This window comes from Paenibacillus etheri (assembly GCF_001012825.1).
Taxonomy (GTDB): domain Bacteria; phylum Bacillota; class Bacilli; order Paenibacillales; family Paenibacillaceae; genus Paenibacillus_AQ; species Paenibacillus_AQ etheri.
In genome coordinates this window covers 604749-623294 of record NZ_LCZJ02000019.1, presented here as the reverse complement: position 1 = coordinate 623294, position 18546 = coordinate 604749, and the positions used below count along the sequence as shown (strand labels likewise).

At 41.5% G+C, this 18546-nt stretch carries 15 protein-coding genes; 10 read left to right on the top strand and 5 right to left on the bottom strand.

The window, feature by feature from the left end; translation table 11 throughout:
* Window positions 1–94 precede the first annotated feature (94 nt).
* Window positions 95–418, top strand: coding sequence for a coiled-coil domain-containing protein (locus tag UQ64_RS12210; protein WP_060623718.1), 324 nt, complete (start codon window positions 95–97; stop codon window positions 416–418).
* 113 nt (window positions 419–531) lie between these two features.
* On the opposite strand, the gene UQ64_RS12205 is transcribed toward UQ64_RS12210, so the two are convergent.
* A complete protein-coding gene (locus tag UQ64_RS12205; RefSeq protein ID WP_156417525.1) occupies window positions 532–1449 on the bottom strand; it encodes a M23 family metallopeptidase in 918 nt (305 codons plus the stop codon).
* A 308-nt stretch (window positions 1450–1757) separates the two neighbouring features.
* Here UQ64_RS12205 and UQ64_RS12200 point away from each other — a divergent pair, with 308 nt between their 5' ends.
* The 7 genes from UQ64_RS12200 (at window position 1758) to UQ64_RS31265 (ending at window position 9070) form a co-directional block, all read left to right on the top strand.
* Entirely contained in the window at window positions 1758–2513 is a 756-nt protein-coding gene (locus tag UQ64_RS12200) for a response regulator transcription factor (protein ID WP_060623717.1), read from the top strand.
* Entirely contained in the window at window positions 2510–4261 is a 1752-nt protein-coding gene (locus tag UQ64_RS12195) for a sensor histidine kinase (protein WP_060623716.1), read from the top strand. Before UQ64_RS12200 ends, UQ64_RS12195 begins: the two co-directional genes overlap by 4 nt.
* 178 nt (window positions 4262–4439) lie before the next feature.
* On the top strand, window positions 4440–5306 hold the full coding sequence (locus tag UQ64_RS12190; RefSeq protein ID WP_060623715.1) for an SDR family oxidoreductase: 867 nt from the start codon (window positions 4440–4442) through the stop codon (window positions 5304–5306).
* Between the two features lie 258 nt (window positions 5307–5564).
* Window positions 5565–6113, top strand: a complete 549-nt coding sequence (locus UQ64_RS12185) for a CueP family metal-binding protein (RefSeq protein WP_060623714.1) — start codon at window positions 5565–5567, stop codon at window positions 6111–6113.
* A gap of 434 nt (window positions 6114–6547) precedes the next feature.
* Window positions 6548–8026: an Lsa family ABC-F type ribosomal protection protein gene (locus UQ64_RS12180; protein WP_060623713.1), complete on the top strand. Its 1479-nt coding sequence runs from the start codon at window positions 6548–6550 to the stop codon at window positions 8024–8026.
* 238 nt (window positions 8027–8264) lie between these two features.
* Window positions 8265–8813 (top strand): family 43 glycosylhydrolase, encoded by a 549-nt coding sequence (locus UQ64_RS12175; protein WP_209445771.1) that lies wholly within the window; start codon window positions 8265–8267, stop codon window positions 8811–8813.
* Between the two features lie 65 nt (window positions 8814–8878).
* Complete coding sequence (locus UQ64_RS31265) at window positions 8879–9070, top strand: hypothetical protein (RefSeq protein ID WP_060623711.1); 192 nt, start codon at window positions 8879–8881, stop codon at window positions 9068–9070.
* An 83-nt stretch (window positions 9071–9153) separates the two neighbouring features.
* On the opposite strand, the gene UQ64_RS12165 is transcribed toward UQ64_RS31265, so the two are convergent.
* Window positions 9154–10446 carry an MFS transporter gene (locus UQ64_RS12165; protein ID WP_060623710.1) on the bottom strand — a complete coding sequence of 431 codons (1293 nt, stop codon included), beginning with the start codon at window positions 10444–10446 and terminating at the stop codon, window positions 9154–9156.
* A 138-nt stretch (window positions 10447–10584) separates the two neighbouring features.
* Window positions 10585–10800, bottom strand: coding sequence for a hypothetical protein (locus UQ64_RS12160; protein WP_060623709.1), 216 nt, complete (start codon window positions 10798–10800; stop codon window positions 10585–10587).
* A 198-nt stretch (window positions 10801–10998) separates the two neighbouring features.
* Here UQ64_RS12160 and UQ64_RS12155 point away from each other — a divergent pair, with 198 nt between their 5' ends.
* Together UQ64_RS12155 and spoVB are read left to right on the top strand one after the other, a co-directional pair.
* Window positions 10999–13788: a glycoside hydrolase family 3 C-terminal domain-containing protein gene (locus tag UQ64_RS12155; protein ID WP_060623708.1), complete on the top strand. Its 2790-nt coding sequence runs from the start codon at window positions 10999–11001 to the stop codon at window positions 13786–13788.
* A 219-nt stretch (window positions 13789–14007) separates the two neighbouring features.
* Entirely contained in the window at window positions 14008–15564 is a 1557-nt protein-coding gene (gene spoVB / locus UQ64_RS12150; protein ID WP_060623707.1) for a stage V sporulation protein B, read from the top strand.
* 280 nt (window positions 15565–15844) lie between these two features.
* On the opposite strand, the gene shc is transcribed toward spoVB, so the two are convergent.
* Together shc and UQ64_RS12140 are read right to left on the bottom strand one after the other, a co-directional pair.
* Entirely contained in the window at window positions 15845–17737 is a 1893-nt protein-coding gene (gene shc, locus UQ64_RS12145; protein WP_060623706.1) for a squalene--hopene cyclase, read from the bottom strand.
* A 126-nt stretch (window positions 17738–17863) separates the two neighbouring features.
* Window positions 17864–18310: an OsmC family protein gene (locus UQ64_RS12140; RefSeq protein ID WP_060623705.1), complete on the bottom strand. Its 447-nt coding sequence runs from the start codon at window positions 18308–18310 to the stop codon at window positions 17864–17866.
* Window positions 18311–18546 lie beyond the last annotated feature (236 nt).

Genomic DNA, 18546 nt, shown 5'->3' with positions numbered 1-18546 from the left:
TGAACCTTTGAAGCACACTCTAATGAGTGTGCTTTTTTGCTCTTTTTATAGTAGAATAATCTCTCAGCAATACAATATGATATGAGGTGTAAGAATGGCCATTAATTTTACTAAACCAATGATCACAAAATTACAACAAGAAATTACGGAGCTCGAAAACAAAATCAAGAGCACGCAGAACAAAAAAGAAAAATCTAAATTCAAAATTAATCAATTAGAACAGGATATGAAATTTAGCAAGTCTCACACGGATTTGAGTAGTAAGATGTCGCGAATCAAAAAGCTAAACGATGAAATAAAGACCTTAAATCGTATGCAGGCTGATCTTTCAAAAGAGTTAACCGCAAAGAAAAACTCGCTAAAGAAACTCCAAGTGAACGAAACCGCATCTGTTAAGAATGATCCTGCAAAAGGATAACTTGAGTATAGCTTACACAGATAGAAGCCGCATGGTTTGCGGTTTTTATTTTTATCAGCTCATCAGTTTCTCCTCGTAACAAGAAATCTCATGCTTATAGGGTGCGTTAATCGCTATTCAGTAGCGGTAATCGTCTCGCCTTGGATCGGCTTCAATCCATTCTCCCACCTAACAGGGATCGAACGAGAGTTGAACAAATCCACTCCATCAGAGATCTGGAAATGTAAATGGGGCTCACTAGTGTTGCCTGAATTACCTGTCAGTCCAATGATATCGCCCTTTTTGACTTTATCACCGGGCTTAACGGTAATGGAACCTTTTTTGAGATGTGCTAGATGGCTATATTCACCACCGTGATCAATAACAACGTTATTACCGGTTGCCTGGTTTGGATTCATAACACCGACAGGTTCATTATCTTTAATATCGTTCACAACCGATACGATTGTACCATCTGCAGGTGCGAGAATATTTTTCCCAAAGGCATAATAGCTTTTGTTTTTCAGCTGATCGCCTTTATAAGAATAGTTCTCCTTGGCTTGGATGAAATCATAAGCGTAACGCTGGATCTCTACTTCATAATGATAATTTACGAGAACATTCTCTCCGCCCCAAAATACAAACCAGTCACCTTCGAAAGGCAATGCGTATTCATGCTTGCTAAGTTTCGTGTCAGTTTCAGGGGAAGATGTCAGTTCTTGAATCTGGATTAATGAAATGGTTCCATCCGGATCAAACATTCCGATAAGCCCTTTATTACCTGCATCACTCACCCAAGTACGTCGATCAAATCCATTAAGCTGCATATCAGAAGCTTTGTTCAGTGTCCGGATATCCTTAGTGAATTCCTTAGCGGTCTCAGCTAATTCAGTTTCACTAACCTCATCTTTCAAAGGCTGACTAAAGTGGGCGTACATTTCTTTATAGTTCCCTTTAAGCAGGAAATTTGGCAGATCATCAGGCAAGAACATTGTTTCGTTTGATTCTACGGCTGAACTGGAAGTTTGTTCCACTTTCTCATTATTTTTCATATCCGCTTTTCCTCCTCCACAAGCAGTTAATAGCAAGGTAAGTGATCCTATTGCCAAAACTGTTTTTGCTGACATCTCCGATTTGTTGATAATTTTTGTAGAGCTTTTTTTCAAGAATATCGCCTCCCAATAGTCAAATTATAGCAAACAAGTCTTAGCTCTTCTGAAACACAGTATTAATACGATCTTAACTTTTTGAGTAGAAGATGAATACGAATTAAGCTTCTGTTAAGGTAACTGCGATTGATAGCGTCAAGAATCATGCTATGATGATAAAAACAAGGGCTATTTGGAAAGGGAATTTCATAATGGATGAAGCATCGATTTTACTTGTAGATGATGAACAATCGCTTTTGGATATTATGGAGACTGTACTACGCAAGGAAGGTTATTTAAATATTGATACTGCGGTGACGGGTGAAGAAGCGATAAGCGCCTGCGAAGCCAATAAATATGATTTGATTGTATTGGATGTAATGTTGCCAGGGCGCAGTGGAATTGAAATTTGTCCTTTTATCCGGCAGACGACGGACGCACCTATCCTGTTTCTTACGGCTCGAACCTCTGATTTTGATAAGCTGACCGGATTTGCTATCGGTGGAGATGATTATATCACCAAGCCCTTTAATCCACTTGAAGTTGTCGCTCGTATAAGAGCGCAGTTGCGGCGATACTTAAGTTCATCCGCCCAATTAGGTGTAGGAAAGAACGAAGAAACAGTAATTAATAAATCTGCGAACGTGTTCGATTATGGGAGGTTTAAACTTGATGAGACAGCAGGGGAGCTCTTGGTTGAAGGTCGTTCCGTCTCTTGTCCGGCACTCGTATTCCAATTGCTGCTGTTCCTGTGCAAACATCCCAATCAAATATTCAGCAAGAGTGAACTATATGAAAGGGTTTGGGGTGAAGAAGCTTTAAGTGATGATAATACGGTCATGGTGCATATTCACCGCATAAGAGAACGTATAGAAGCAGACCCGTCCGATCCGAAATTTATCGTTAACGTTAGAGGTCTTGGCTACAAGCTGGTCAATGCAGATCGCCATGGGTTGTCTATGCCATGAATATCAAGCGCCGGCTAACGTTAAAGTTTGTCCTACAGCTCGCAATTACAGGTGTGATAGTTCTCGCCATTTCTGCTGTAACGCTAACATGGATACTGCTACGATTTCTTGATATCAGTCTCACGCGTGATTTCGCCAATGTTGGCCTTGAGCAATTGATGGAATCATCTAAGATTGATGAGAACGGTATTCAATTTTCCCCAAGTTTACTGGAACAAGTGAAGAAAAATAAAGGCTGGCTACAAAGTCTTAATGAAGATGGACTAGTTGAAAGTGCCTATAATACACCTAAAGATGTACCTAATCAATATGGTCCTGGCGAATTAGTTTCCTACTGGACGGGTGCTCAGCCTTTTCCATATCATCTGGCGTTATGGATTCAAGAAAAGAATGGAAAACTGTTCACACTCGTATATGGTGCACCGAATGTATTAGATCCTCTATTAAAGAAAGTGAAGGAAGCTTCATTCACAGATGCGAAAGGGGAGACGGTTCTTCCTGAGGATCTTGAAAAGGAAATTAAATCGGCGCAGGCTTTTGTTCAACTTATAGATTCGTCAGGCAAGGCAATGCTCTCGTATAACAGACCTAATATGATCCCCACTGAGTATTCCGTTCAAGAGCTAGCACTTCGCACCATGTACAGTGATAGATATGGGTACCATGTGTTATCTTCTTTTGATAAGGAGTCAGGCCATACCTGGATCATTGGAGAACCTAATGTTAAAGGAACCGATCCTGGAAAAACAGTGCGGGTACCCGAAGAGGTTAAGGTAGTGATCATAGGCTCATCTGCCATGCTTATTGCTTTATTGATCGCGTTTGTGTTGCTCTCCTTATGGCAAGCGCATCGTTTTGGTGCACCTATGCTACATATGCTCGTATGGCTCGATTCCATCGGAAATACCATTTATACAGAGCCAACGGATCGTAAAGGACTTCGTCGTAGTCGAACAGCCGCCGGTAAATGGAGGAGAAGATATCGTGTTTTTGCTGATGTGATGGTTTCAATTGAGAAATTATCTGCAATCTTGAAGAGAGATCAAGTTATGCGGGAGGAGACGGAGAACTTACGCGAGGAATGGATCGCCGGTGTTACTCATGATTTGAAAACCCCATTATCCTCTATCACAGGATATGCTCATTTACTGGCAGAACCCAAATATGATTGGACGAAAGAGGAAGTTCGTAAGTTTACAACGACTATGCTAGATAAATCGGCCCATATGGACATGCTGATCAGTGATCTTGCGATGACCTATCGTCTAAAGTCAGGAATTAAACCACCAGAGACGATGGAAGTTGATTTAAACGCTTGGCTGAAACAGGCTCTCGATCAGGCTGCCGCCAATCCTGCTTATGGGAAGCAGCGAATTATATTTCAACCTGCACAAACCGTAGTTAGAGCTCAACTGTATACGCCTTGGCTAGAAAGGGTTGTTAACAATTTAACGGCGAATGCGTTGCTCCATAATCCATCGGATACAAAGTTAACCGTCTCGCTTATTCAAAAAGATAGGGACAGCGGATTTATCGTTCAATTTGCTGATGACGGTGATGGAATGGATGAAGAAACAATGATCCGGCTATTTGAGCGATATTATCGTGGAACGGATACGGCAACTACCTCCAACGGTTCTGGTCTCGGCATGGCGATCTCCAAAGGATTGATCGAATGCATGGGTGGTCAGATTGCTGTCGAGAGCCACGCAGGTAAAGGGACCGTTATTAAGTTAATATGGAGCTGATATCCTCAAGCCCTCGCTGTATTCCAAACGGAAGCAGCGAGGGTTATTTGTATTTATTACGTTGAATCAAGATTAGGAATATAAAGGAGTTGACAACCTTTTCAATTGTAACTACAATGGTTACAGGTTAACAATTATTAGAGGATGAATTTAATCCTAATTTGAGGAGGAAATTAAAATGAAAATAGCTATAACAGGAGCAACAGGTCAATTCGGATCATTGGTAATAGAATCTCTGCTTAATACTGTACCTGCAGGGGATCTTGTAGTTAGTGTTCGGAATCCAGATAAAGCAAATGATCTTAAAGCACGTGGTGTGGAAGTCCGTCATGGTGACTTTGATAAGCCGGAGACACTGGATGTAGCGTTTGCCGGTGTGGACCGGCTGCTAATTGTATCGGCTGATGGAGATAATGAGACTCGGATTCGCCAACATAAAGCAGCAGTTGATGCAGCCGCTAAAGCAGGTGTAAGATTCATTGCCTATACAAGCGTAGGACATGCAGAAAAGAGTGAACTGTTTCTTGCTGAAGTACACCGAGTAACAGAAGAGGCCATTCGAGCAACCGGAATTCCTTATAGCTTCCTTCGCAACAATTGGTATATGGAGAACGAGGTTGGATCTATTCAAGGAGCAGTAGCAGGTGCTCCATGGGTAACTTCTGCAGGTAGTGGTAAAGTTGGCTGGGCAGCACGAGGAGATTATGCAGAAGCTGCTGCTAATGTTCTAATAGGGATGGGACATGAGAATACTGTCTATGAACTGTCTGGCAAACCTTTGACACAAGAAGAATTGACTGGAATCATAAGTGACATAATCGGTAAAGAAATTAAATTGTTGCAAGTAGACGACGAAGCATATGCGAAAATCATGGCTGAAGTTGGTGTACCAGAAGCTGTTCTGCCGATCGTTGTAGCGATTCAACGTGGTATTCGTGAAGGATGGCTGGATATTGAAAGTGGTGATCTGGAGAAAGTACTGAATCGCCCAGTCACTCCGTTAGCGGATGTTATCAGTGATCTTGTAAATAGTCTGCAAGCTTAAATAATATGTCAAGATTCAAGGCTTCTTCTCGGTGAGTAACCAGAGGAAGCCTTTTTTTATTGGTCCGTTAACATAAATGATAAAGATTTCGTGAATATTCACTTTTTTGATAAGGCCATTGTCCGAACATATGATAATGTATTAATAATGATATAATAGAAAACATATGTGAACTGTTGGTGTAATGAGAATAATTGAATCAAGAGTACGATATGAAAGCCTTGGGATCAACCGACAAAGTAAAGGGGATGAATATCAATGAGAAAAAAAATCTGGATGGCTTCTGGAGCAGTTGTAGTTGTTGCATTAGGGACATTTTTGTTAGTGGGGGGGAACGATAAAGAGACACCTACAGCAAGCGAAACGTCTAATATTAAGCAATTAGTACAGGAATATAGTTCAAGCGGTATGAAAGACCTGTCTGCTTCTATTACTTCAGAGCAGCTCATTGTGACCGACAACAACAATAAATCGACAAAATATAACTTACCTAAAGATGAGTTTTTTGTTTCCATCGCGCCATATGTTAAGAATACACACCCCTGTGCAACTCACAGCTTGACTGGATGCCAAGGGGAATTAACGGAACAAGAGTTTAGTGTATATATCGAAGATAATGAGGGCAACGTTATTGTAGATCAAGCCATGAAGTCCCAATCTAACGGTTTCATTGATCTTTGGTTACCTCGCGATAAGAAATATAGCGTAACGATAGAACAGGATGGCGTAAAAGCGAAAGCTGAACTTTCCACTTTTAAGAGTGATAACACATGTGTTACGACTATGCAGTTAGTGGAGAGTATCTAAATAGTTCTAACTGAGATACACCAATAACCCTCTTGTTGTCCACTGCAACGATTATTGAATTCCCTGACTGTCCTTCGATTTCAGAGAAAGCATCTAAGTACGCCTGGGGTAATGGTAATGCAAATTGCTGGTACTTATTATTTGATCCTAGGTTGAAATTAATAAATCAGCATGATACGATAAGTCTAAATTAATGATCGGAGTTGAAAAGTATAGTGTAGTAATTACTCTTGCGACCTATGATGAATAAAACAACAAAAACGGTTTATTTCGTTTGTTTTATTTTTTGTATGCAAGAAAGTTACTACTTCTTTTCACTCGAACAATATATCCTTATCTAACTCCATTTGGGGCTAGATTTGCTGTATTTATTTGAGTCACAAGAAGGTAACTTTCTTGTGGCTTTTATTTTTTTCATACAGGAGGATAATTTTATGTCATTAATAAATGTTACAAATCTAACCTTTGCCTATGAAGGCAGCTACGATAACATCTTTGAGAATGTAAACTTTCAAATCGATACCGATTGGAAATTAGGTTTTACTGGAAGAAACGGAAGAGGGAAGACCACCTTTCTGAGTTTATTGCTTGGAAAATATGAATACAGCGGTAATATTTCTGCTCATGTCACTTTTGAATATTTTCCTTTCCAAGTGGGTAACAAGGAGCTTAATACTATTGATGTGATCAGCGAGATTTTTCCGGATTATATTCATTGGAAATTAATGCGTGAACTTTCATTATTAAAGGTTTCAGAAGATGTGCTGTATCGGCCCTTTGATTCATTGTCTAACGGAGAGCAGACGAAAGTGCTGTTAGCCACCTTATTCATTAAGGAAAATAGTTTTCTATTGATCGACGAACCCACCAATCATCTGGACATGACGGCAAGAAAGCTAGTCAGTGATTATCTCAATACAAAAAGCGGGTATATTCTGGTATCTCACGATAGATCCTTTCTTGATAATTGTGTAGACCATATTTTGTCCATTAATAAGACCAATATTGAGATTCAAAAAGGTAATTTCTCAAGTTGGTGGGAGAACAAAGTCAGACAAGATAACTTTGAGCTAGCAGAGGACGAGAAACTCAGAAGAGATATTAAACGCTTATCTGCATCTTCTAAAAGGACAGGCAACTGGTCACACGAAGTGGAAAAAACAAAAAACGGTACAAGAAATTCCGGCTCTAAAGTTGATAAAGGCTATATTGGCCACAAGGCTGCTAAAATGATGAAACGTTCTAAAGCCATTGAGCAAAGACAAAATTCTGCCATCAACGAAAAGTCAAAGCTTCTAAAAAATATCGAGAATTCTGAGAACTTAGAGATTACACAGCTTGAATATCATAAACGTCAACTTGCTGATCTGGACAATATCTCTATTTTTTACGGTGAAAAAAAGGTGTGTTCAGACGTAAGCTTCGCTATCGAGCAGGGTGAGCGGATTGCGCTTTCGGGTAAAAACGGCTCAGGAAAATCAAGTATCATCAAATTGATCTGTGGTGAGGATATAGATTATAAAGGCACTCTCACAAAGGATAGCCAGCTTATCATTTCTTACGTTTCCCAAGACACTTCTAATCTTCAGGGGAATTTAACGGATTATGCCAGAGATAACGGAATCGATGAAAGTCTGTTTAAATCTATTCTACGAAAGCTTGATTTCTCTAGAATCCAATTTGATAAAGACATATCCACTTACAGTGGCGGTCAAAAGAAAAAAGTGCTGATTGCCAAAAGTCTTAGTGAGAAAGCTCATTTGTATATATGGGATGAACCGCTTAATTTTATTGATGTCATTTCACGGATGCAAATTGAAGAGCTGTTGCTTGAATACACGCCAACTCTTGTTTTTGTGGAGCATGATCGGGAATTTTGCAACAATGTTGCTACGAAGATCGTTGAACTTTAATAAAATGAAGAAATCAAAGGGAAGTCGACAGAGCTAATCTGTCGGCTTTTTTATGGATTACCTCCGTGCAATCCTAACCCGTGTCACAAAGGCAAAGAGGCGAACCTGCCAGTCTATCAGCTTCTAGGAGGCGCATGTCGTTCGGCGGTCCCTTGTTATGGCCATGCTGGTGGCGCTGATATCACAGAGCTTAAGGAAGATGTCTATAAATTCATAGAGGAAGGATACACAGTGATCCGTGTCCAGATGGGAGGATATGGTGTCTCTGAAGAATGGGATGACAGAAATGGAAGGCCTAGAAGATTTTCATGAAGCTGCCTGGGTATTCAAAAGAAACGGACTGTACTACCTTACCTATGCGGATAACTTAGAAAGCAATAACCGAATGAGATATGCAACCAGTGAGAATCCGCTTGGTCCATGGACGTACAGAGGGATCTTTCTGGAGCCGACCAGCTGTTCGTCAACTCATGGATCTGTGGCGGCGTTTAAGGATCAATGGTATTTGTTCTATCATAATCAGACCATTTCTGGAGAAGGCCATCTGCGTAGTGTGTGTATCGATTACCTTGATTTCAACGAAGACGGTACGATCAAGACGGTTATTCAGACAAAAGAGGGCGTCTCGTCGATTGGACCTGCACCGGAAATAAATCCTCATCTTAAAGCGTATCCAGTAGGGGATTGTCTAGTTTTTAGAGGAGCAGAAATACAGACGCTAGAATCGGGTCAGCAGGTGGTGAGCCACTTACAACAGAGGGTTCCTACGTTCTTTTCAATAATGTAGATGGAGGAGAGGGCGGTAGAGCTTCCATTGAACTTCATTATGCTACGAGTGAACAACTGGCAAAAGTGAATTTATACGTCAATGATAAGGATTACTCGCTCCTTAATGCCCTCTCCACCGGTGGAGCTGAAGAATTTAGTGGCCGTACGAATATTACGGTCAATTTATTGCCGGGTGCTATCAATACGCTGAAAATCACGGGCGATCATGGTGAAGTTAGTATTACACAAATGACGGTTATCCTACTTTTGGACTGAAATGTTCGTAATTTTAAAAATACAGTACTATTAAACAATAAGGTTGATCTCACAGCTTTCTTGAGGTCAACCTTAGTTGTTATTCAATTTCGGGATGAAAGAACGACGGGAATAAGCAATAATGCGAGTATGCCACCACCAAGTGATAAAATGGTGTAGCTGGAACCTGCTAAGATCATACCAGATAAAGCTCCACCTGATGCTCCTGCCAACGCGATCAAGACATCTACAGAACCTTGTGTCTTGGCACGAGTAGATAGTGTAGTGGAATCCAAGATTAGTGCAGTGCCGCTAATTAACCCGAAATTCCATCCTAGTCCGAGCAAAGACAATGCAATGATGAGCACAAATAAAGAATCAGCAGGGGCTATAGCTGCTGTTAGACCCGCAAGAAGTAGAGTGACTGCTGAAGCTATGGCCATTGCTCTTCGTCCGATTTTATCTACGAGAATCCCTGTTAAAAGAGAAGGGAGGTACATCGCACCTATATGAAATCCGATAACTAGTCCCACTGATTTCAGTCCATGTCCATGATGTCCCATATGTACTGGTGTCATTGTCATGATTGCGATCATTATAACTTGTGTTAAGACCATAACATTGGCTCCAATAATAACGCCTTTTTTGTTGATAGAGGCTGTATTTCCTATCGAATGTTCAGAATAACTTTGATTTGAACTTTGTACCTCTGCAATGGCTTTTGCAACAACCAGTGGATCTGGTCTAAGCCAGACGATAAGGATTAATCCAGCGATCATGTAAGCTGCTGCAGCTAAAATGAACGGTCCGGCAAGAGCAGGGACACCAATAGATTCAGCGAACTTCCCCATTACATTAACTAAGTTTGGCCCGGCAACTGCACCAAATGTAGTTGAAACCATCGCGATACTAATTGCTGTTGCCCGTTGAGTGGGAACCGCCAGATCTGTACCTGCATAACGTGTTTGCAAATTAGTTGCAGTGCCCGCTCCATAGATTAGCAATGAGAACATTAAAAGTAGAATATTATTAGTTAAAGCAGAAATGACAACTCCGATTGCTCCCAATCCACCTATTAAGAAGCCAGTTGCGAGACCAGAACGTCTTCCGAATCTTTGAGATAGCTGTCCCACAAATAGAGCTGCCCCTGCAGATCCAAGTGTAAATAGTGCAGCAGGAACACCTGAGAAGCTATCCGTGCCTAACATATTTTGAGCGAGAAGGGCTCCAACAGTGATACCTGCCGCAAGGCCTGCTCCACCAAAAATTTGCGAAATGATGACGATCATTAGTGTTTTCCGATATAATTGATGTTGCTTTTCTGGTGAATCGATGTAGCTTTGTAACCATTCAGGTTCCTTGCGTATACTTGCAGAATCACTGGCTTTCGTCGACATTAGATTTTCCGCCTTTCTAGCAACACTTCTTAATCTTCTTGTTTTTGTTTTACAAATTCATTCCAGTCTTGAACGCTTTGTTCCAACCGAAAAGCATTAACCCCTTTTGTTTTAATAATTCGACTGCCTCGACGGACATTAAACAGTAAGGTCTTCTACAATAAGCAATGACAATCCTTCCATCTGAAAATGCTCGTTCTGAAATTCTTTCTGAATTTGTTGTACTTGAACTAATTGCTTCTCGGATAAACTATGCAACGTGCGCATGAAATCAGTTATTGCTGAGTCAGCTAATTTTTTCCAATCCGAGCTGATTCGTGGTACAACTGTAGATGCAATAATATATATAGTCAACTAATTTTCACTTCGTACTACTTGTTATTAAATTAGTGAATGGTCTAAACTAAAATTATTATATTAATAAAGTTAATTATTATATATATTCCAGTTTTCCAATGTACTATAATAATATAGATGCATTGTTAGGATGTTATTAAAGAAATGAAGATTTCAAGAAACAACCTATAGAATTGAATAACAGGAGGAAATAAGTTGAGCACACAGAATGTGGGAATTCCATTAGAAGGTTTTGCAGAATTTAGCCGGACAGTAGCCGCTGAAGGTGCAGTGCTGGTGAAGAATGATAATCAGGTACTTCCGCTTGGCGAAGGCGATAATGTTGCGATTTTTGGCAGATCCCAAGTGAATTATTATCGCAGTGGTACAGGTTCCGGCGGTAGTGTCCATGTTACTTATACGACTAATTTATTGGATGGTCTTCGCAGTAAAAAGAACCTTACAGTTAACGAAGAACTGGCAGCTGTCTATGAAAAGTGGATTGAACAGAATCCATTTGATAATGGTGGAGGCGCATGGGCTGCAGAACCTTGGCATCAGAAGGAAATGTCTTTGAGCGATGAATTGGTTTCTGAAGCTAGAAACAAATCGAATAAAGCCATCCTTGTAATCGGTCGCACGGCTGGAGAAGATCAGGATAATGCTGATGCACCAGGCAGCTACCAATTAACGAATGATGAACAGGCTATGCTGAAGCAGGTAACTACATATTTTGAGCAAACAATCGTTGTTCTGAATGTCTCGAACATTATCGATATGAACTGGATGAATGATGAAAGCTACAAATATCCGATTTCAGCTGTGATTTATTCTTGGCAGGGTGGTATGGAAGGCGGAAATGCGATTGCAGATGTGCTGTCAGGAGAGGTAACTCCAAGCGGTAAACTGACGGATACAATCGCTTATTCCATTAATGATTACCCATCAACACAGAATTACGGCAATGAATTTACGAACTTGTATCAGGAAGATATCTATGTAGGATATCGTTATTTCGAAACATTTTGCCCAGATAAGGTTCAATTTGAATTTGGTTACGGGTTATCTTATACAACCTTCAGTATCAAGCCAGAAGAAGCTAAAGTGATTACCAAAGAAGGCGAGTCTTTTATTGAAGTCGGCGTAACCGTTACCAATACAGGAACTACCTATGCTGGTAAAGAGGTTGTTCAGGTCTATTATGAAGCACCGCAAGGTAAGCTCGGTAAACCCGCTAAAGCTCTGGTATCATTCGGTAAGACAAAAGTTCTTGAACCGGGTGAAGCGCAGCGCCTTACCGTGAGTTTCTCTGTTCATTCGATGGCTTCTTATGATGACGCAGGCGTGACAGGACATGCTTCTGCCTATGTTCTCGAAGAAGGTACGTACCGTTTGTATGTGGGAACTAGTGTTAAACAAGTGGTAGCAGTCGGCGTTGAGGGTAAAGACGGCTACGTCGTAGAAGCTCTTCAAGTTGTGGAGCAGTTGCAAGAAGCTCTTGCACCAACGGAAAGTTTTACAAGAATGATGCCAGGTACTCGGAAAGCTGACGGTTCGTATGAAATCGTCTATGTAGAGGTTCCTCAACGTAAGATTTCGTTAGCTGAGCGAATTGAAACTAATCTTCCAGAGACGATCTCACAAACAGGAAATAAAGGATATAAATTAAGAGACGTGTATGAACAGAAAGTTAGTATGGAAGCCTTTATTGCGCAGCTCAGTGATGAGGATTTGGCTGCAATTGTACGTGGTGAAGGCATGAGCAGTCCTTTAGTTACACCGGGCACAGCATCTGCATTTGGTGGCGTAAGTGACAGTTTGTTTAATCTCGGAATTCCAGTGGCTTGTACGGCAGATGGTCCTTCAGGAATTCGTATGGACAGCGGAGCTAAGGCGACTCAAGTTGCTATCGGAACACTTCTTGCAGCTACTTGGAATGCGGAATTGGTAGAAGAGCTTTATGTTATGGAAGGTCAAGAGTTGTTAAGAAATAACGTGGATTCCTTGCTTGGACCTGGCCTTAATATCCGCCGCAGTCCGCTTAATGGACGTAACTTTGAGTATTTTTCAGAAGATCCTTTGATCTCTGGAGTGTTTGCTGCTGCATGTACTCGCGGTATTTTGAAAGGCGGATCTACCGCCACGATGAAGCATTTTGCTTGTAACAATCAGGAGAAACATCGTAGTAAAGTAAACGCCGTGGTGTCTGAACGTGCACTTCGTGAGATTTATTTGAAAGGCTTTGAAATCGCGGTGAAACAGGGTGGCTCGAATTCTATAATGACCTCCTACAATCCAGTTAACGGACATTGGGCGGCTTCTAATTATGATTTGAACACCACGATTCTTCGTGGGGAGTGGGGCTTTAAAGGCATTGTAATGACTGACTGGTGGGCGATTATGAATGATGTCGTTAATGGCGGACCAGCAGACCGTAAATTTACAAACTGGATGGTTCGTGCACAAAATGACCTCTATATGGTTGTAGCTAACTATGGTGCAGAAATTAACGGATGGAATGACAATACCATTGAGTCCTTGGGAAATGGTACATTAACCCGTGGAGAACTCCAACGTTCTGCCATAAACATTTGTGAGTTTATCATGAATGCACCTGTATTCTCGAGAAAACAGGAAATTGTTGAAACAGTAGAGTCCTTCAAAGCTAATCCTTCTCTTACTGTAGAGCATGCTCAATCCTTATCACAGAATCCACAGGTCAAACCTGTCGTTGAAGGATCGACTAGCTTTAAAGTGGAACAGGCTGGTCAATACCGTATTCTGGTGCATATCATGTCAACGGAACCTGAGCTTGCTCAAAGTGCGTGCAATGTGACAGTGAATGATCAGTTGATGACCACCATTCAAACGAATGGTACTGAAGGTCAATGGATTAGACAAAAGCTTGTAAAAGTTGAACTCGAAGCAGGTTTGTATGATATGAAATTAGAATTCATCAAACCAGGTTTGCAGATCGACTGGATCGAGTTTAATAAAATCGACTAAATGTTATGCGTTAAAGTTCGATAGAGCGTTAACATTCTAGGTTTATAGAGAGTCAACTCAGATACTAAATTATGAGAAAATTGCCCGATACACCGACTATGGTGTGTCGGGCTTTTTGCAGATTAAATACTTTATAACTACTTCTCTGCATGTGCTTGAGTTTGTTTGAATAAGTTAGAAAGTAGAACCAGGACAAACCATAGGTGGAGATGCTTAGAAATGGGGATGCGTAAACAAAGCTTTATTCGTGGCACGTTCATTTTAACCGTGTCGTCATTTTTTACAAAAGGGCTCGGATTTTTGAACGGAGTTTTGCTGGCACGTTTTTTGGGAGCCGAGGGAGTAGGTCTGCTTATGATTGCTCATCCCCTACTTCCTTTGTTTATTACACTGACAGAACTGGGGCTTCCTGTTGCGATTTCAAAGCTTGTCTCAGAAGCCGAGGTTAAGCAGGATGAAGCGCGGGTAAAGCGAATTCTCAAAGTATCCTTAAGCATTACGGGTACATTGAGTATTATTCTAACTTTAGTGGCTCTATTTGGTTCCAAATGGATCGCATCGGTTTTTTTAGCCGATCAGCGGGCGTATTATGCTATGGTCGCGATTACACCGATCATTCCAATTATTGCGATGTCAGCTGTATTGAAAGGTTATTTTCGTGGAAAACAGAACATGAACCCGCTGGCCTTTTCCGATATTATTGAGAATTTGGCACAAATCATTGTCATTATCGGTGTTGTCAACGTTTTGCTGCCCTATGGTATTGCCTATGCAGCTGCGGGCGCTATGGCGGCATCCGTTATCGGCGAAGGTTTTGGTTTGCTCTATTTGTTTGCTGTCTTCAAATGGGCAAATCGGGGGAAGATCAAAACCTCCCCACCGCCTACATCAAGTATTTCGCCCAAAGGAGACAGTACGTTGAGAGATCTGCTGCGCATTGGCTTACCGATGACTGGCAGCGGTTTTATTCATTCAATCTATCATGCGTTTCTCCCACTGCTTATAACGAAAAGTCTGGTACTGTTTGGTGTGGGTGTTGAGATGGCGACTAAGCAATTCGGACTTCTGGCGGGATATGCTCTCCCAATGTTGTTTCTCCCCAGCTTCTTCACACAATCGTTGTCTACTGCATTAATACCGGCGATCAGCGAAGCAAGTGTGAGCAACAATAGCAAGCTTATGCATAGTCGTATGGATATGGCTATGCGATCCGCACTTATTGTAGGTCTCCCATGTACAATCATCCTGTACATATGGGCTGTACCATTAACGACAATGATCTATCATTCGGCAGAAGCGGGCGAGCTGTTAAGGTTGATTGCCCCCTTATTTTTTCTTTATTATTTTGGAGCACCACTGCAAGCGATTCTACTTGGTTTGGGGAAAGCATCAACCGTCATGTGGAACCATATTCTTACGAATATTTTTGAAGTGATTGCGATCTTTGTTCTCGGTTCAAATATTGGAATCGAAGGGGTTGCTATGGGATTCGGATTGGGGCTCTTGCTGCTGACACTGCTGAATTTTTTATCTGTGGCAGGAACGATCGGATTTTATTTTGACTTTCGCATTGTATTCAAGGTGGGCGCGGGAGGAATTGTCATGACGATTTGCGGGATGACGGCTCACGGTATTCTGGAACGAATGGATCTGGGACAGATCATTGAACTGTCCGGAGCGCTATTCGTTTCGTTGATCACCTATGCAGCAACATTGCAGGTAACCCATGCATGGGAACGGTCACCTAAACCGCCAACGATCACGCCTGTTTCTTGAATGGGGATATTTTCGGTTTCGCGCTCTAAAGAGTAAATCGAGCAATGATGCTGATGAATGAATATGGTATATGCCGCATTCGCTGCAGGCGATAAAAGAATGTAGTGATCGGCATAGCGCTGGCTGATGCCATCGTTTAGCTAATGTCTGAAAAGTCAAAGTTTACTGCTCAATAACCCCAGAAAGTGAGATAAAGTAAGTGAGATAAGTGAGATAAGTGGGACGTTTAACTGTATTTTGTAGAACTATAAAATAAGTAAATCCGCACCTAAATTTCATTCTACAGTTCTCCGTATTTCTTTCTATAATGACTCAGCGTGATCAGTGGCCAGATATAACGATAGCTATGATAATTGGAATAGAAATTGCCGGGAAGACCAGCACCTGTCGGATATGAACTCTTCCAATCGTCTTCGTGCATTGATGCGATAAGTCTATGAATTCCGCGATCAACCGCAGGTGTAGGTTCCGGTTTAACCGCTATAAGGGCATCAAGCGCCCATGCGGTCTGCGAAGGTGTACTCTCACCCAAAGGCACATATCGCAATAACCGATCACTGTGACAAGATTCTCCCCAACTCCCGTCCGAGTTTTGAATGCTTAGGAGCCACTCCGCTCCTTTTTTCAGCGCATCATGTTCTGGAGGCAGGCCAACAGCCTGCAAACCTGTTAATGCAGCCCAGGTTCCATAGATGTAACAAACGCCCCATCTTCCGTACCATGAACCATCCTTCTCCTGATGTTGAATCAGCCATTTTGTTCCTCGTTTGATGAATTCGTGCCGCATATCAAGTCCAGCGAAGTTTCCAAGATACTCCAAGGTACGTCCGGTAAGATCGGCCTCTGAGGGATCAATGGCAGCAGATTTAGCCCCATCGATTGCGAGCCATGTGAGCATTTCCTTATTGGTATTTTTTTCGAATGCTGGCCAGCCACCGTCTTTATTTTGCATGGTTAGGGCCCAATTCAGTCCACGATTCCATGGTTCCTGATAAGACGGGTGAGTCATCGATAAGCTTCGGATGGCCCGTAATGCTGCTGTCGTGTCATCTACATCTGGATTAATCGTATTTGACTCGGAAAATCCCCAACCCCCAGGAATCGTATCCGGATTATGGATGCTCCAATCAGCGGTTTTATGCTGCTGTCTGGATAGCAGATACGAAGCGGCTTGTTTAATAGCGAAATGGTCATCGGGTATTTGAGCCTCCTGCAAAGCATAGGTGATTAGAGCTGTATCCCATACTGTGGATGGAGAGTTTTGTATCGTCGTTTTAGCGTTAGAACGGCACTGTATTGAGGTAAGTCCATGAATAGCATTCACAATCAGAGGATGCTGCTGATCATAGTCTAAAGCCAGCAATGCAAACACCATAAGAATTGTACTGGTTGCATAACTGTACAAGGTCCCATCGGATTCAATTCGCTGGAGCATGAACTGTTCTGCTTTGGCACGGGCAACTTCGTGAATATAATGAGGACTTCCAAGAATTCTGTTTAGGCCAGATTGAATAACGTCCTGCAACTCTTGATATCCGCGGGAAGCAGGTTCATCTGATTCAATACGCGTCTCTATGAGATCAGACAGATTAGGGGCATTAGCTGTTGAGATCGAGAAACGCCGATCGGCCATTATAAGCATTGGTGTGAGATGCACTCTTGAGTAGCCAGAGAACTCAAAATAGTTAATAGGAAAATAAGCTGGAAATAGCAAAACTTCTAGAGGAATCGAAGAGATCGATAAAGGCCACTTGCTTTGTCCTGTAGCTGCGAGAATGACTCTAGTTAAGGTGCTAGTAACTTTTCCAATCCCTCCTTTGGATTGAATATAATCTTTAGCGCGCAACATCGGCTCATCTGTCACCTTACTGTATCCAGAGTATAGAAGGGAGTAGTAGGCTTCAACCGAGGTAGATAAGTTTCCATCTTCTTCATCTCTATACAATTGCCAGAATCCAGCAGACTGCTGCTCAGCAAGAATACGATCATGTAGCTGTCGAATCAGGTCTTCATTTTGTATGTTCAATATCCGAAAGAGGATGATGACATAGGCATCGATAACGATCCCATTCTCAAAACAAAAATGCCAAGAACCATCTCGCTGCTGTTGATCAATCAGGAATGCTGTTAAACGATCGATCTCATTATCTACTGTGCTCAGTATAGGATTCATTCCTTAAGTACCTCCGAAGTCTTTCATTTTTAGCATTATATGATGGAGGAGAAGGGGAAATGAAAAAGGACTGTAAAGTTGCTTTATGCAACTTTACAGCCCTAGATACTATAGATATACAAAAGTTTAATTCTCAATAATAATACGATTCAGCTTAAGATTCACCGGGGCAGCAATCGTGTCACCTACAGGGCATTTGCTTTCTAGAAATTGCACGAATGCTTCGACCTTCTCGGCAGGCGATGAGGTTTTTATGTAGAATGTATATCGAATATCGGAATAACCAGGACGGACTTCGGAACGGTTAAAAAATCCGTCGAGATCCAGATCGCCTTCTACGTCTACTTTGAAATCTTCAAGTTCCACCTCAAATTTTGAGGCATAAACTCGGGCAACAATAGATTGGCAGGCCCCTAAAGAAGCAAGCAAAGCTTCAACAGGATTCATTCCAGTATCTGTGCCCCCAAGACTTTGAGGTTCGTCGATGACAAGCTCGAATTGTCTTGCTTTTGTAATAACCTTAACCCCATCTTGTAAATGAGCAGTTGCTTTGAAAGTTTGAACATTTGGCATGTGTTTACACTCCTTCTTCTGGACAACCCAATTAAGAGTAGATACTTCGAATATCATTTAATTCATAGTGTTTTTCTAGGAATTGTTTAGATTATAGTTCTATTCTTTGTACCTTGTCAATACTTGATTAGTTTATTGGAGGTAGATAATGTGTCGGCTGAAATGGCGTTTACGTGAAAATTAAATTTGTCTTCACAACTATCTCTATTATGTCGATAATATATAGATTGTTTGGT

Bases quoted from the DNA above. Each gene is read 5' to 3' on its own strand.
- shc (WP_060623706.1), bottom strand. From the start codon at position 17,737: ATGAATCCTATACTGAGCACAGTAGATAATGAGATCGATCGTTTAACA.
- UQ64_RS12140 (WP_060623705.1), bottom strand. From the start codon at position 18,310: ATGCCAAATGTTCAAACTTTCAAAGCAACTGCTCATTTACAAGATGGG.
- UQ64_RS12185 (WP_060623714.1), top strand. From the start codon at position 5,565: ATGAGAAAAAAAATCTGGATGGCTTCTGGAGCAGTTGTAGTTGTTGCA.
- UQ64_RS12180 (WP_060623713.1), top strand. From the start codon at position 6,548: ATGTCATTAATAAATGTTACAAATCTAACCTTTGCCTATGAAGGCAGC.
- UQ64_RS12190 (WP_060623715.1), top strand. From the start codon at position 4,440: ATGAAAATAGCTATAACAGGAGCAACAGGTCAATTCGGATCATTGGTA.
- spoVB (WP_060623707.1), top strand. From the start codon at position 14,008: ATGGGGATGCGTAAACAAAGCTTTATTCGTGGCACGTTCATTTTAACC.
- UQ64_RS12195 (WP_060623716.1), top strand. From the start codon at position 2,510: ATGAATATCAAGCGCCGGCTAACGTTAAAGTTTGTCCTACAGCTCGCA.
- UQ64_RS12210 (WP_060623718.1), top strand. From the start codon at position 95: ATGGCCATTAATTTTACTAAACCAATGATCACAAAATTACAACAAGAA.
- UQ64_RS12205 (WP_156417525.1), bottom strand. From the start codon at position 1,449: ATGAAAAATAATGAGAAAGTGGAACAAACTTCCAGTTCAGCCGTAGAA.
- UQ64_RS12165 (WP_060623710.1), bottom strand. From the start codon at position 10,446: ATGTCGACGAAAGCCAGTGATTCTGCAAGTATACGCAAGGAACCTGAA.
- UQ64_RS12200 (WP_060623717.1), top strand. From the start codon at position 1,758: ATGGATGAAGCATCGATTTTACTTGTAGATGATGAACAATCGCTTTTG.